Annotated in this window: 9 protein-coding genes; 3 read left to right on the top strand and 6 right to left on the bottom strand. The window is 68.4% G+C overall.

The features are described 5' to 3' along the window. Position 1 precedes the first annotated feature (1 nt). The gene (locus GGR71_RS11080; RefSeq protein WP_160958525.1) at positions 2-727 is read right to left on the bottom strand and encodes a phosphatase PAP2 family protein; all 726 of its coding nucleotides are present in this window, start codon (positions 725-727) and stop codon (positions 2-4) included. Next, entirely contained in the window at positions 708-1973 is a 1266-nt protein-coding gene (gene ispG / locus GGR71_RS11075; protein WP_160958521.1) for a flavodoxin-dependent (E)-4-hydroxy-3-methylbut-2-enyl-diphosphate synthase, read from the bottom strand. The genes GGR71_RS11080 and ispG overlap by 20 nt, the downstream gene beginning before the upstream one ends. Positions 1974-2097: 124 nt before the next feature. Between ispG and GGR71_RS11070 the strand changes: the two genes are divergently transcribed. From GGR71_RS11070 to GGR71_RS11060, 3 genes are all read left to right on the top strand, one after another. Further along, a complete protein-coding gene (locus GGR71_RS11070; protein WP_184451946.1) occupies positions 2098-3321 on the top strand; it encodes an ATP-binding protein in 1224 nt (407 codons plus the stop codon). After that, positions 3318-3884 (top strand): response regulator transcription factor, encoded by a 567-nt coding sequence (locus GGR71_RS11065; RefSeq protein ID WP_160958516.1) that lies wholly within the window; start codon positions 3318-3320, stop codon positions 3882-3884. Before GGR71_RS11070 ends, GGR71_RS11065 begins: the two co-directional genes overlap by 4 nt. A 73-nt stretch (positions 3885-3957) precedes the next feature. After that, the gene (locus GGR71_RS11060; protein ID WP_184451944.1) at positions 3958-5751 is read left to right on the top strand and encodes a putative bifunctional diguanylate cyclase/phosphodiesterase; all 1794 of its coding nucleotides are present in this window, start codon (positions 3958-3960) and stop codon (positions 5749-5751) included. Positions 5752-5779: 28 nt separating this feature from the next. Here the strand turns inward: GGR71_RS11060 and GGR71_RS11055 are convergent, their stop codons facing one another. From GGR71_RS11055 to GGR71_RS11040, 4 genes are all read right to left on the bottom strand, one after another. Next, complete coding sequence (locus GGR71_RS11055) at positions 5780-7342, bottom strand: sodium:solute symporter family transporter (protein ID WP_160958514.1); 1563 nt, start codon at positions 7340-7342, stop codon at positions 5780-5782. Positions 7343-7438: 96 nt separating this feature from the next. Then, positions 7439-10021 (bottom strand): glycoside hydrolase family 3 protein, encoded by a 2583-nt coding sequence (locus GGR71_RS11050; RefSeq protein ID WP_456362613.1) that lies wholly within the window; start codon positions 10019-10021, stop codon positions 7439-7441. Positions 10022-10367: 346 nt separating this feature from the next. After that, positions 10368-10556, bottom strand: a complete 189-nt coding sequence (locus tag GGR71_RS11045; protein WP_160958512.1) for a hypothetical protein — start codon at positions 10554-10556, stop codon at positions 10368-10370. Between the two features lie 116 nt (positions 10557-10672). Next, a complete protein-coding gene (locus GGR71_RS11040; RefSeq protein ID WP_160958509.1) occupies positions 10673-14752 on the bottom strand; it encodes a CheR family methyltransferase in 4080 nt (1359 codons plus the stop codon). Between the last annotated feature and the right edge of the window lie 89 nt (positions 14753-14841).

The raw sequence follows: 14841 nt of genomic DNA, 5'->3' as shown, positions 1-14841 counted from the left end.
GTCAGCGCGCGTCGGTGGCGGCCAGTGCGCGCCGCCCCCGCCAGCGCGGCCGGCGCTCGCCGCGGAACAGCAGCAGGTACAGCCCCACCACCCACACCAGCGCCGCGCTCCAGCCGCCGAGGATGTCGGAGGGGTAATGCACCCCCAGGTACACCCGCGACACGCCGACCAGTAGGGTGAAGCTGCCGGCCAACCACAGCACCGGCCAGCGCCAGCGGGTGCGCCAGCTCAGCGCGATCAGCACCGCCGCCAGGGTCATCGAGCCCATCGCGTGGCCGCTGGGAAAACTGAAGGTGTGGTGCTCGGGCGCGATCGACTCCCACAGACTGGGCCGGTCGCGCTGGAAGAACTGCTTGGCACCCATGTTCAGCAGCGCCGAGCCGATGAAGGACAGTGCGGCGAACAGCGCCTCGCGCCAACGACGCAGGCCCAGCAGCACCAGCACGATCAGCGTGTCCAGCGGAATCACCCCGTACTGGTAGCCGGCCTCGGTGACCACGGTGAAGAAGCGGTCCCAGCCGGGGCTGGTCAGCCCACGCATGCTCCACAGCAGCGGCTCGTCGAAATACAGGTCTTCGAGTGCGTGCACGTCCTCGGCCAGCATCACGAACACGCCCAGCGGCAGCAACACCCCGGCGAACAGCAGCACCACGCGCCACGCGTTCAGCCGCAGCCAGCGGCGCAGGCCGGCCGCCTCGGCGGCGGACTCACCCGGTGCGGCGGACATAGGTACGTTCGACGTAGTCGTCGATCAGTGCGACGAACTCGTGGGCGATGTTCTCGCCGCGCAGGGTCACCTTCTTCTCGCCGTCGATGAACACCGGCGCGGCCGGCGCCTCGCCGGTGCCCGGCAGCGAGATGCCGATGTTGGCGTGGCGCGACTCGCCCGGCCCGTTGACCACGCAACCCATCACCGCCAGGGTCATGCTCTCGGCGCCGGGATGGGTCACCTTCCACTCCGGCATCTTGGCGCGGACGTGGTTCTGCACCACCTTCGCCAGCTCCTGGAAGAACTCGGAGGTAGTGCGGCCGCAGCCCGGGCAGGCGGTGACCAGGGGGGTGAAGGCGCGCTGGCCGGTGGTCTGCAGCAGTTCCTGGGCGACGATCACCTCCTGCGTGCGCGACTGCCCCGGCTCGGGGGTCAGCGAGATGCGGATGGTGTCGCCGATGCCCTCTTGCAGCAGTACGGCCAGTGCCGCGCTGGAGGCGACGATGCCCTTGCTGCCGATGCCGGCCTCGGTCAGGCCCAGGTGCAGGGCGAAGTCCGAGCGCTGCGCCAGGTCGCGGTATACCGCGATCAGCTCCTGCACGCCGCTGACCTTGCAACTGAGCACGATGCGGTCGCGGCCCAGGCCCAGTTCCACCGCACGCTCGGCCGAGTCCAGCGCCGAACGGATCAGCGCTTCGCGCAACACCCGGCCGGCATCCCACGGCACCTCGCGCCGCGAGTTCTCGTCCATCAGTTGCGCGGCCAGCGCCTGGTCCAGCGAACCCCAGTTGGCGCCGATGCGCACCGGCTTGTCGTACTTCAGCGCGAACTCGATCAGCTGCGCGAACTGGGTGTCCTTCTTCTTGCCGAAGCCGACGTTGCCGGGATTGATCCGGTACTTGGCCAGCGCCTCGGCACAGGCCGGCTCGGCGGCCAGCAGATGATGGCCGTTGTAGTGGAAGTCGCCGATCAGCGGCACCTCGATGCCCATCATCCGCAGCTTGTCGACGATGCGCGGGATCGCCGCCGCCGACTCGGGATTGTTGACGGTCAGGCGCACCAGTTCCGAGCCTGCGCGCCACAGTTCGGCCACCTGCTTGACCGAGGAGGCGACGTCGGCGGTGTCGGTGTTGGTCATCGACTGCACCACCACCGGCTTGCCGCCGCCCATGGTGACGCCGCCGATGCGGACCGGCTGGGTGAGACGGCGCGCCCAGGGCGCGGCGTCGGCGGGAGGCGTGGGGCGGCTGACGGCGTCGTACATTTGCCCATTTTAGCCTGCGCGGCGCGTCCTGCCGCATGCACCGGCACCGGCGATTCAGCGAGGCGGCACCGCTGCGACGGTTTGTCGCAGGCAGGCCCCCGGCCCAGCGCATACGATGCGCAGCATGGATTCCACCGACGCCTCCTTCCTGCGCACCCTGTGCAGCCTGCGCTGGCTGGCCACCGCCGGCCAGGCCGCGACGATCCTGGTGGCGACCTGGCCGCTGCAGTTGCCGCTGCCGCAGGCGCCGCTATGGGCCGGCGTGGCGGTGCTGGCGCTGTTCAACCTGTACGCGCAGCTGCGCCTGCGCCATGCCGACTCGGCCGCGCCGGCCACCGCCTTCGGCCACATCCTGGTCGACGTGACGGTGCTGACCTGGATGGTCGGCTGGAGCGGCGGCATCGGCAACGCCTTCGGCTCGCTGTTCCTGGTGCTGATCGCGCTGGCGGTGCTGGCCCTGCCGCTGCGCTGGGCGCTGGCGGTGGCGCTGGCCTGCGTGGCCGGCTATGCGGTCAGCGCGCTGTTCGGCCTGCCGCTGCCGCACGGCCCCTACCAGGCGCTGGACCTGCAGCGCTGGGGCATGGCCGCCAACTTCCTGCTGTCCACCGTGGTGGTGTTGGTGTTCTCCACCCGCCTGGCGATGGCCATGCGCGAACGCGAGCGCGAGCTGGCGTTGCTGCGCGAGCGCTTCACCCGCAACGAGGGCATCGTCGCCCTGGCCACCCATGCCGCCTCGGTGGCCCACGAACTGAACACGCCGCTGGCGACGATGACCCTGCTCACCGACGACATCGCCGAACAGAGCACCCAGCCGGAACTGCGCGAGGACCTGGACACCCTGCGCGAACTCCTGGTGCAGTGCCGCGAACGGGTACTGGCGCTGGCCGCCCCGGCGCAGCGCGCCGGCGGGCAGACCGTGTCGCTGGCGCAGGTGCTGCACCAATGGCAGTTGGTGCGGCCCACCGTGCGCCTGCGCCGCAACGACGACGCGCCGCTGCAGCTGCGCATGGAAAGCGCCATCGGCCATCTGCTGCAGGTGCTGCTGAACAACGCCGCCGACGCCGGCGAACGCGCGGGCCATCCGCAGGTGGACCTGAGCGTGCGCGTCACCGGCAGCGAACTGGTCGGCGAGGTCCGCGATTACGGCGGCGGCTTCGACGCCAACCAGGTCGGCCTGCCGGCCACCCTGTTCCGCAGCGGCAAGCCCGAAAGCATGGGCGTGGGCCTGGCGCTGTCGCATGCGACCATCGAACGCCTGGGCGGCGAGCTGTGGACCGAGCCGGCGCCGGACCATGGCGCCCGGGTCGGCTTCCGCCTGCCGCTGCTCGCCCTGGAGACCTCCGCATGAACACCGATACCCCGCTGGGCCTGCTGGTCGACGACGATCCGCTGTACCTGCGCACCCTGCAGCGCACCCTCGCCCGCCGCGGCCTGGAGACGCGCACCGCCGACAGCGCCGCCGCCGCGCTGGCGCTGGCCGCCGAGGCACCACCGGACTACGCGCTGATCGACCTCAAGCTCGGCGACGAATCCGGCCTGGCACTGATCCAGCCGCTGCGCGCGATCCGCGCCGACATGCGCATCCTGCTGGTCACCGGCTACGCCAGCATCGCCACCGCGGTGGAGGCGATCAAGCTCGGCGCCGACGACTACCTGCCCAAGCCGGCCACCGTACCGATGATCCTGCGCGCGATCGGCCTGGAGGCCGAGGAAGAGGAGGACGAGGACGGCAGCGACGTGCCGGACGCGATGACCCCGCTCAGCCGCCTGCAGTGGGAGCACATCCAGCAGGCCATGCACGAGACCGGCGGCAACGTCTCCGCGGCCGCGCGCCTGCTCGGCATGCACCGCCGTTCGTTGCAGCGCAAGCTGGCCAAGCGGCCCAGCCCGCAGCGCGATCCGCCACGCTGAGCTGCGCGGCGGCGGCGTGAACCGCGCCTGGGTCTGGCGCTCAAGTCCCCTGGCGCCGGGCCGCTAACCCGGCATGTTGAAATCTCCACCACCCGCCTTGCTGGACGAGCCGCAACGGCTCAGCGCCCTGCGCCAGCTGTGCCTGCTGGACACGCCCGCCGACCAGGTGTTCGACCTGGTCACGCAGCTGGCGTCCCGCTACCTGCGGGTGCCGATCGCGCTGGTCTCGCTGATCGACGAACAGCGCCAGTGGTTCAAGTCCCGGGTCGGCCTGGAGGTTGCGCAGACGCCGCGCAGCCAGGCGTTCTGCGCACATGCGATCCACAGCCCGGAACTGATGGTGGTGGCCGACGCGCGCCAGGATCCGCGCTTCCGCGACAATCCGCTGGTCACCGGCCCGCCGTTCATCCGCTTCTATGCCGGAGCCCCGCTGCTGATGGCCGACGGCGCCAGCCTCGGCACGCTGTGCGTGATCGATACCGAGCCGCGCCACGAGTTCGACGAGGTCGCGCGCCGCACCCTGCAGGACCTGCGCGACCTGTTGATGGTGCGCATCGACACGCTGCGCAACAGCGGCTTCGTCGATGCGCTGACCGGCCTGCCCAACCGCAGCCGCTTCAACGACGACCTGACCATGTGGCTGTCGCTGCAGAGCGCGGATCAGCACGACACCGCGGTGGCGATCGACGTGTGCGGCATCGACTATTTCCGCGACATGGTCAAGGCGCTGGGCTGGGAGTATGCCGAGGGCTACCTGCTTGCCACGCGCGATCGCCTGCGCAAGGCGCTGGGCAGCCTGCCGCTGTACCGCATCGACACCACCACCTTCGTGTTCATCATGGAAGGCAGCGACACGGCGCATCTGGAGGACTGGTGCGAGCACGTCTGCAGCGCCTTCGCCACGGCGATCGACCACCAGGGCATTCCGCACGCGGCCAGTCCCTCGCTGGGCGCGGTGCGCCTGGACGGGGCGCTGAGCGCCAACCATACGGTGCGCTCGCTGACCACCGCGGTGGACATGGCGCGCCAGCGCGGGCAGCGCTGGAGCCTGTACGAGCGCAACCACGACGCCAACCAGCGCAATGCCTTCCGGATCCTCGCCGCCTTGCCGGAGGCGCTGGAGGCACGGAACCAGCTGAGCCTGCATTACCAGCCGCGGGTGAGCCTGCGCAGCGGCGAATGCGTGGGCGTGGAAGCGCTGCTGCGCTGGCAGCATCCGTTGCTGGGCACGGTGGCGCCGAACGACTTCATCCCCTTGGCGGAAAAGACCGCGCTGATGAGCCGGATCACCGCCTGGGTGCTGCGCGCCGGCATCGCCCAGGCGGCGCTGTGGCAACAGCGCGGCTATACCTTCAGCGTAGCGCTGAACGTGTCGGCGGTGGATCTGGAACAGGCCGACTTCATCGCCCGGCTGCAGGCGCTGCTGCAGCAGCATGCGCTGGCGCCCGGCGCGCTGGAGATCGAATTCACCGAGAGCGCGATGATCCGCGATCCGCAGCGGGTGGCCGAACAGCTGCAGCAGATCAGCGCGCTCGGGGTGAAGATCGCCATCGACGACTTCGGTACCGGCTACAGCAACCTCGGCTATCTGAAGAGCATCCCGGCCAGCGCGCTGAAGATCGACCAGTCGTTCATCCGCGCCCTGCCCGGCAGCCGCAGCGACGGCATGCTGGTGCCGTCGATGATCCATCTCGGCCACGATTTCGGCCAGCAGGTGGTGGCCGAGGGCATCGAGAGCGAGACCGTGTACGCGATGCTGCGCGACTGGGGCTGCGACGAAGGCCAGGGCTACTGGATCGCGCGGCCGATGCCGGCCGACGCGCTCGACGCCTGGCTGGCCGAGCCGTGGCAGGGCGGCGACGCCTGAGCGTGCCGCGCCACGGCCCAGCCGCGGCTCACCAGAACACCGCGTACAGCGCCACCAGGATCGCGATCACCGCGGCCGCGCCGAGCTTGAAGCCCAGCGTGGTGCCGTAGCGCACGTCGTCGGTGCGGATCAGGTCGCGCGCCGGCGCCTGCGGGGTCAGCAGCGACACCAGCACCGCCGCCGCCAGCGACAGCACGAACACCAGGCCGATGCGGTCCATGAACGGCAGTTCCGGCCACAGCTTCTTCAGCGCGAACGACAGCAGCACCGAGCCGATCGCCGCGGTCAGCGCGCCGGCTTCGTTGGCGCGCTTCCAGAACAGGCCGAGCATGAAGATCACCACCACGCCCGGGGTGAAGAAGCCGGTGAATTCCTGGATGAACTGGAAGCCCTGGTCGAAATTGCCCAACAGCGGCCGCGCGGTGAGGATGCCGATCAGCACCGAGGCCACCGCGGCCACGCGGCCGACCCGCACCAGCTGCGGCTGGTCGGCCTGCGGGCGGAACTTGGCGTAGAAGTCCAGCGTGAAGATGGTCGCCACCGAATTGATCTTGGACGCCAGCGAGGCCACGATCGCCGCCACCAGGGCGGCGAACACCAGGCCGAGGATGCCGCTGGGCAGCAGCTGCATCATGGTCGGATAGGCCTGGTCGGGCTTGGCCAGGTCCGGCGCCAGCACCACCGCGGCGATGCCCGGCACCACCACCACCACCGGCATCAACAGCTTCAGGAACGCGGCGAACACCATGCCCTTCTGCGCCTCGCCGATGTTCTTGGCCGCCAGCGCGCGCTGGATGATGTACTGGTTGAAGCCCCAGTAGCTGATGTTCATCACCCACAGGCCGCCGATCAGCACGCTCAGGCCCGGCAGATCCTTGTAGAACGGGTTGTCCTTGGACAGGATCATGTGGAAGTGCTCGGGGTGCGCGTTCCACAGATGGCGGAAGCCGGCGAGCACGCCGGCGCCGTCGCCGATCCGCGACAGGGTCAGGCCGGCGACCAGCAGGCCGCCCAGCACCAGCAAGGTGACCTGCACGATGTCGGTCAACGCCACCGCCTTCAGCCCGCCGTAGAGCTGGTAGACCAGCGCGAACACGCCGATCAGCGCCAGCGCCAGGGTCTGGTCCATGCCGGTGACCTGGCTCACCGCGATCGAGCCCAGCCACAGGATCGAGGTCAGGTTGACGAACACGTACAGCAGCAGCCAGAACACCGCCATCAGCGTGCGGATCCACTTGCCGTAGCGCTGCTCCAGGAACTGCGGCATGGTGTAGATGCCGTTGCGCAGGAAGATCGGCAGGAAGAACTTGCCGACGATCAGCAACGTCAGCGCCGCCATCCATTCGTAGGAGGCGATCGCCAGGCCGATCGCGTAGCCGGAGCCGGCCATGCCGATGATCTGTTCGGCGGAGATGTTCGCCGCGATCAGCGAGGCGCCGATCGCCCACCACGGCAGGGTCTTGCTGGCCAGGAAGTAGTCCTCGGCGCTCTTGCTGTGCCCGGCCTTCTCCCGCGACACCCATTGCGCGAGCAGGAAAATGCCCGCCAGGTAGACCACCACAATCGCCACATCCAACGTCGCCAACCCCACTGCCTTCTCCTACGGGCCGTAGCCCTGTCGCACCGTTGTCCATGACGCCGCCCGCGTGGGCGGCGCCGCTCGTTCAAGAAAAACGTTTGCCACCGCTCAATGCAGCGGGCAGCCGACCACGCTCTGCGCGTCGTTGCTGCTGCCCAGCGCGATCCGCGACAGCGCCAGGTCCAGCGCGCCGTCGCTCTCGATCACCGGCAGGCGCTCAAGCCGGGTCACGTCGGCGCCGGCCACCGCGAAGCACTTCAGCGGCACGCCGAGGGTGCGCCACTCGCCCTTGGGCAGCGCGGCCAGCGCCTTGCCCAGGTCCAGGCGCGCACCGCAGTCGTGGCCGCAGGCCACGCCGATGCGCGTGGCGGCGCCCGGGGCCGCGTCCACTTTCAGAGTCAGGATCAATTGCACGTCGCCATTGCTCTCGCGCGAGACGTCCAGCGGCTTGGGCAACACCAGCGCCAGCCCCGACTTGCCGCTGCCGGACCAGACGAAGCGACGCGCATCCTCCTGCGCCTTGTGGTCGATCGCGGTGACCTTCAGCGAGCCGTCGGCCAGCGCGGCCGGAAAGGTTGTCGCCGGCAGGTTGGCCTGGGTGGCGCCGAACAGGATCAGGTTGATGCCCGCCGCCGGCTTGCCGCGGTCCAGGTACACCCCGCCCACCGCCTGCGCGCCGGACACGCCCGACACCTCGGACAGGCGACTCAGATCGCCCTTGTCTTCGTAGGTGAGGCCGTAGCCGAAGGCGAACTGCGGGTTGTAGTTCTTCTGCCCGACGTTGTTGGCGAACTGCACCGCGGTGCGCGGCCAGGAGAAGCTCAGCTTGCCGTGGAAATCGTACTGCACGCTGCCGTCGGGCTTGCGCAGCAGCACGTCGGCGATGCCGGCGCCTTCCGAGCCCGGCAACCAGGCCGCGACGAAGGCGTCGGCGGCATTGATCTCGCGGTTCACCCACAGCGGCCGCCCGCTCAGGAACACCGCCACCACCGGGATGCCTTGCGCCTTGAGCGACTTGATCAGTTCCAGGTCGCTGTCGTCGCCGGGCTTGTACAGCAGCGTGGCGATGTCGCCCTGGAACTCGGCATAGGGATGTTCGCCGAACACCACCACCGCCACGTCGGGCTTGGTGGTGAACTTGCCGTCCACCGCCAGCTCAGCGCTGCCGCCGGCGGCGCTGACCTGCTGCTGCAGGCCCTCCCAGAGGGTGGTGCCGTTGGGGTAATCGGCGCGCTTGGTGCCGGTGCCCTGCCAGTTCAGGGTCCAGCCGCCGGCCTGCTTGCCCATGTCGTTGGCGCCGTCGCCGGCCACCAGCAGCTTGAGCTGCGGCTTCAGCGGCAACAATTGCTGCTGGTTCTTCAGCAGCACCAGCGATTCGCGCACCGCCTGCCGCGCCACCGCGCGGTGCTCGGGGGCGCCGAGCAGTTCGAACTTCCCGCCGAGCGGGCGCTGCGACGGCTTGCCGGCCTCGAACAGGCCCAAGCGCAGCTTCACCCGCAGGATGCGCCGGACCGCATCGTCCAGCCGCGCCATCGGGATCTCGCCCGACTTCACTGCCTTCAGCGCGTTCTCGTAGACGCCCTTCCAACTGTCCGGGGCCATCAGCATGTCCACGCCGGCGTTGAACGCGGCCGGGCAGTCGTCCTTGCGGCAGCCGGGGACCTGGGCGTGGCCATTCCAGTCGCCGACCACGAAGCCGCCGAAATGCATCTGCCCCTTCAGCACGTCGGTCAGCATGACCGTGTTGCCGTGCATCTTGACCCCGTTGACGCTGTTGAACGAGGCCATCACCGTTTGCGCGCCGGCGGCGATCGCCGGCGGGTAGCCGGCGCCGTGGATGTCGCGCAGCTGCTGCTCGCTGATCCGGGTATCGCCTTGGTCCTTGCCGTCGGTGGTACCGCCATCGCCGAGGAAGTGCTTGACCGAGGAAATCACATGCGAGCCATCCAGGAAACCGGGCGTACCGGGCACGCCCTGCAGGCCCTCGACCATCTGGCCGGCATAGCTCGCCACCACCTCGGGCGACTCGGAATAGCCCTCGTAGGTACGGCCCCAGCGGTCGTCCTGCGGCACCGCCACGGTCGGGGCGAAGGTCCACTCCATGCCGGTGGTGCGCGTTTCGGCGGCGGTAATCTCGCCGATCTTGCGCATCAGCGCCGGGTCGCGGGTGGCGCCCAGGCCGATGTTGTGCGGGAACAGTGTGGCACCGACGATGTTGCTCTGCCCGTGCACCGCATCGATGCCGAAGATGATCGGAATCGCCGGGCCGGCACCGTCTTTCTGCATCGACGCCGCGTAGTAGGCATCGGCCAGCGCCAGCCACTGCGCCGGGCTGGCGTCGTACTTGCCGCCGGGATCGGAATTGCCGCCGGCCAGCACCGAGCCAATGTGATAGCGGCGCACGTCGTCCGGGGTCATGCTGCCGATGTCGCCCTGCACGGTCTGCCCGACCTTCTGCTCCACCGACATCTGCGCCATCAGCGTGGTGATGCGCGCCTCCAGCGCCGGATCCTCCTGCAGCGGCCAGGCCGGCGACGGCCACCGGTCCGGATGGATCGGCGGCGGCGCGGGGACCGCCGCCTGTGGCGCCGACTGGCCGGCGCCGACGGCAGCCAGCAGTGCGAAGCCGACGATGGCGGTCAGGATCAGAGGCTGACGGACCGCAGACGGACGGTTGGGTTGCGTTTCCACGAGATCCTCTCCAGGGCCGATGAGTGCAGTGGCGCGGCACGCAATGGCCGCGCCGTGTCTGCAAGCGCGCCTACGCTTTCGCAACCGACAAACGCTGTCAACCGACCGTTGGCGTATGCCATGAATGCAGGGGCTTATCGGATTGCGCTATAGGCAGGGAATACCTGCAACGCCTTCGACACCGCGCTGTCGCTCCTTCGGGCGCCCCCACGCCAGCGCGTCGCGCACCACGCAATTGCTGCAACACAGCAAACGGATGACCGCAAACTGCGCAAATGCGACGCACACATCTGCGCCATCGCCGCCGCTCGGCGGTGCGGCGGCGGGTGGTGGATCGCCGGCGCGGTCACTCGCGGCGCGCTGGCGGCGGGACCAGCAATTGCACGCACTTCTCGCAGGCCACGTCGATCTTCTCCAGACAATCGCGCATCAGCGCCTCCTGCCCCAGCTCCGCCGCGCGCTTGGCCAGGCGTCCGGCCATGCAGATGGAATTGATCTGGTTGCGGATGTCGTGCATCAACTGTTGCTCGTTCATCGTCGTCCCTCGTCCTCGCTCCGCCCCTGCCCCGCTGAACCACCTCACACCGGCACGTGCCACCGCGCCGGCACTCCTGCATCCGCCACACCCAGGGCGCCCGTGCCGTACGGCGGCTACCCGCGGCTGCGTCGCCGCTGTCCGGTGAGCCGCCGGATCTCCATCAGCAGATCGTCCACCACCACAGGCTTGTTGATGTGTGCGCTGAATCCCGCCGCCAGCGCCCGCGCGACATCGGCCTGTGCACCGAAGCCGGACAGGGCCAGCGCCGGCACCTCCGCGTAAGCCGGTAACCGTCGCAGCCGGGCGATCAGGGCCAATCCATTCATGTCGGGCATGCCGATGTCCGAGAGCACGATGTCGAAGTGGTTTGCCGCCGCGAGCTCCAGCGCCGCCGCACCGGACGTCGCCACGCCCACTTCGGCGCCTTCCAGTTCCAGCAAGGTGGCCAAGGACTCGGCGGTGTCGCGGCTGTCGTCCACCACCAGCACGCGCAGACCGGCGCAAGGGGCGATGTCGACGCCGATCTCCTCCGACGCCCGCACCGCGTTCGGTTTCGCCAACGGCAGCCACACCACGAAGGTACTGCCCTTGCCGACGCCGGGCGACAAGGCCTCGACGCGTCCTCCATGCTGGTCCACCAATTGCCGCACCAGCGCCAGGCCGATGCCCAGCCCGGTCTGCTTGCTGGCCGCGCGTGCCGCCGCCTGGCCGAACATATCGAAGACGCGCGGCAGAAAATCCGCACTGATGCCGTGCCCGCTGTCTTCCACCGACAGCCGGGCGTAACCGCCGAAGCTGGACACGTGCACCCGCACGCGCCCGCCGGGAGGCGTGAACTTGATCGCGTTGGACAGCAGGTTCCAGACGATCTGCTCGACGCGCTGTGGGTCGCCGCGCACCACCGGGCCTTCGTCCTCGCACACTAGGCTGACGTCCAGCTCGGAGGCCGACACGTCGGCCGCGGCCACATCCACGAGGTTGCGGGCCAGGTCCAGCAAGGGCAGATCGACGATATTCAGGTGCAACTTGCCGGTACGGATGCGCGACAGGTCGAGCAGGTCGTCGATGATCTTGGCCTGTCCCTTGATGGCACGTTTGACCACATCGACGATACCGCTGCCCTTGCGCGACGCGCGCACCTCGGGCGTGCGCGACAGCAGCTCGACATTCACGCTGATCAGGTTCAACGGATGCCGCAGTTCGTGCGACATGACCGCCAGGAAATCGCCTTTCAACTCCTGATCGGCGACGGCCACATCTTCGGCATTGGTCGCCAACCGGCCGGCCATTGCGGTGGACGCCCGTTCCACATGCGTAGGCCACAGCAGCTTGAGTACCGTCGTATCGAGCCGGATACTGGTTTCGACGAACTCCCCTTCCTGTCCATCTCGGTGCAGCAGGGTACGTCGTTCGGTCGCCGGCTCTACGGTATCGATGAGCGGCATTGCGGTAGCCGGCTGACTGGTCGCATACAACAGCGAAAACGGCGTGCCCAAGACATCGCCGGCCGCGTATCCAAGCAGCCGGGTCGCACCCGCGCTCCAGCGCCGCACCAGGCCGTCCGCGTCCAACGTGACCAGGGCCGGCTCGCCTGCCGACACGCCGGAGGCGCGCGCCAACTGTTCGGCACGGCGCAGCCGGGTCAGGTCGATGAAGGTCAGGACCGCGCCATCGATCCGGTTTTCCTGCGTCCGATATGGCAGCACCCGGGCGATGTAGGTGCGCCCATCGGTGGCATGGACTTCGCGTTCGTGCATCTGCAGCGAGGTGAACGCGCCGCGCACATCCGCCGCCAATTGCGGATAGTCCAGGCGATGGGTGATGTCCAGCAGGCGCCGGCCGATGTCGGCGGGAATGATGCTGAAGATCGCCTCGGCGTGCGGCGTGTAGCGCTTGATCCGCAACTCCGCGTCGACGAACACCGTCGCGATCTCGGTGGAGGCGATGAAATTGCGCAGGTCGTCGTTGATCTCCGCCGATTCGTCGACCTTGGTCTTCAGCTCGTAATTGACCGTGGTCAATTCCTCGTTGAGCGACTGCAGTTCTTCCTTGCTGGTCTCCAGTTCCTCGGTGGCCGAGCGCAGTTCCTCGTTGATCGCCTGCAGTTCTTCGTTCGACGCCTTCAGTTCCTCGGTCGAGGTTTCCGACTGCTCGATGGTGGTCTGCAAGCGATCGCGCGTCAGTTGCAGTTCCTCCTCCAGGCGCAGCACCACCGCGTCCTTGGCCGGCGGACTTGCGACGTCGGCCTGCTTCGGGCTCAGGGTGTCGTCGACCTCGTCGAAGAACACCAACATGAAGTTGGCGTCCGCATCCGGGTCGCGGAACGGCCGAACCACCATGTTCAGGTAGCTCTGCACGCCGTTGCGTTCCAGCCGCACCTGCCGCGCCTCGACGCTGCGCTTGCTGTGCACGGCCTGGAACAGCGCGCTGCGCAGTTCCAGGCGCAGTGCCGGGTCGATCACCGCCAGCAGGTTGTAGCTGGGCTCGCCGCCGGCGAACTTCATGAAGCGGCCGACCTCGCTGGACATGTGCACGATGGTGTAGTCGTGGTCGACGATCACGCTCGGCGGCGCGTAGTGCTCCAGCACGCGCTGATGGATCTCGGCGAAGGAGAAGCCGCGCGTCCGCGTGTCGGAGGCCGGCAACGGTCCCTGCCGCGGCCCCGCGCGCAGCGGCAGGCTGGGCGTGTGCACGCCGCGCGACTGGGTGCGCGCACGGAAGATCCGGTTCTTCTTGTCCACCGGCTCGAACAGCCCCGACGCCGCGTCGGCCGACTCGGAACTGCCCAGGAACAGATAGCCGCGCGGATTGAGCGCGAAATGGAACATCTGCAACAGCCGCATCTGGATGTCGCGGTCCAGATAGATCAGCAGGTTTCGGCACACGATCAGGTCCACGCGCGAGAACGGCGGATCGCGCAGCACGTTGTGCGCAGCGAACAGCACCTTGTCGCGCACGTGCTTTTTCACCCGGTACTGGTGCTGCTCCTTGGTGAAATACTCGCGCAGCCGGGTGGGCGCGAGGTCGGCCACGACCGAATCCGGATACAGCCCGGCGCGCGCGCGGGTCAGCGCGCGCTCGTCGATGTCGGTGGCGAACACCTGTACCTGCAGCGCCGGTTCCATGCGTGCGCCCTCGTCGCACAGCAGCATGGCGATGGAATAGGATTCCTCGCCGGTCGCGCAACCGGGCGTCCACACCCGTACGCCGCCGTTCTCCTGCCCGCGCTCCATCAGCTCGGGCAGGATGTCGCGCTCCAGCGCCTCGAATGCCTCGCGGTCGCGGAAGAAGCTGGTCACGCTGATCAGCATGTCGCTGAGCAGCGCCGCGGTTTCCGCCTCGTTCTCGGCCAGGAAGTCGCGATAGCTGGCGATATCCTTGAGCATGTTCACCTGCAGCCGCCGCTCGATGCGACGCAGCACGGTGGCGCGCTTGTAATGGTGGAAATCGTGCCCGGTGCGGGAGGCGAGAATGTTCAGGATCTCGCGCAACGTGGCCTCGTCGCTGCGGCTGGCCTGGACCTTCTTGGAGATCATCGGCTCATCGATCTCGCCATCCGCCGGCAGCACGATCTGCCGCGCGTTGTGCCACAGCTGCAACAGGGTCTGCGGCATCTCCACCGCAGGCAGCACGAAGTCCACGAAGCCGCTGGCGATCGCATTGCGCGGCATCGCATCGTATTCGGCGTCATCCGGAGACTGCGCCAGGGTCACCCCGCCGTTCTCCTTCAGTGCGGCCACGCCCAGCGAGCCATCGCCTCCCGTGCCCGACAGCACGATGCCGATCGCGCGATCCCGATGCGCGAGCGCCAACGTACGAAAGAAGGTATCGATCACGGTATGCCGCCCACGCGGCCGCGTGGCCTGTTGCACGGTCAGGCTGCCGTCGTTCATCAGCAAATCGAGCGACGGCGAGATGACGTAGACGTGGTTGGGCTGGATCTTCTGTGCCGTGGTCACCTTGACCACTGGCATACGCGTGCAGCGCTGCAGCAGTTGATCGGCGCTGCTCTCGTGCTTGGGCGACAGGTGCAGGATGATGACGAACGCCATGCCGTTGTCGGCAGGCATGTTCGACAGCAGCGTCGACACCGCGGCCAGACCGCCTGCGGAGGCGCCGATGCCGACCACGGGAAACGCCAGCGTGCTGAGCTTGATGGTCGGCTCGGCGTCTTGCGCTGTGTCGTTCTGCATGTCTTCCCGAGCTGAATGTAAGCGTTCACGGATCTTAACGCGCGATGACGTAAGAAACCCGTCTGCACCGTGTTCAGACGCCCTTCACG

The organism is Xanthomonas sp. F1 (assembly GCF_014199855.1).
Note: the sequence above shows the minus strand (reverse complement) of the source record. Positions and strands in the feature narration are given on the sequence as shown.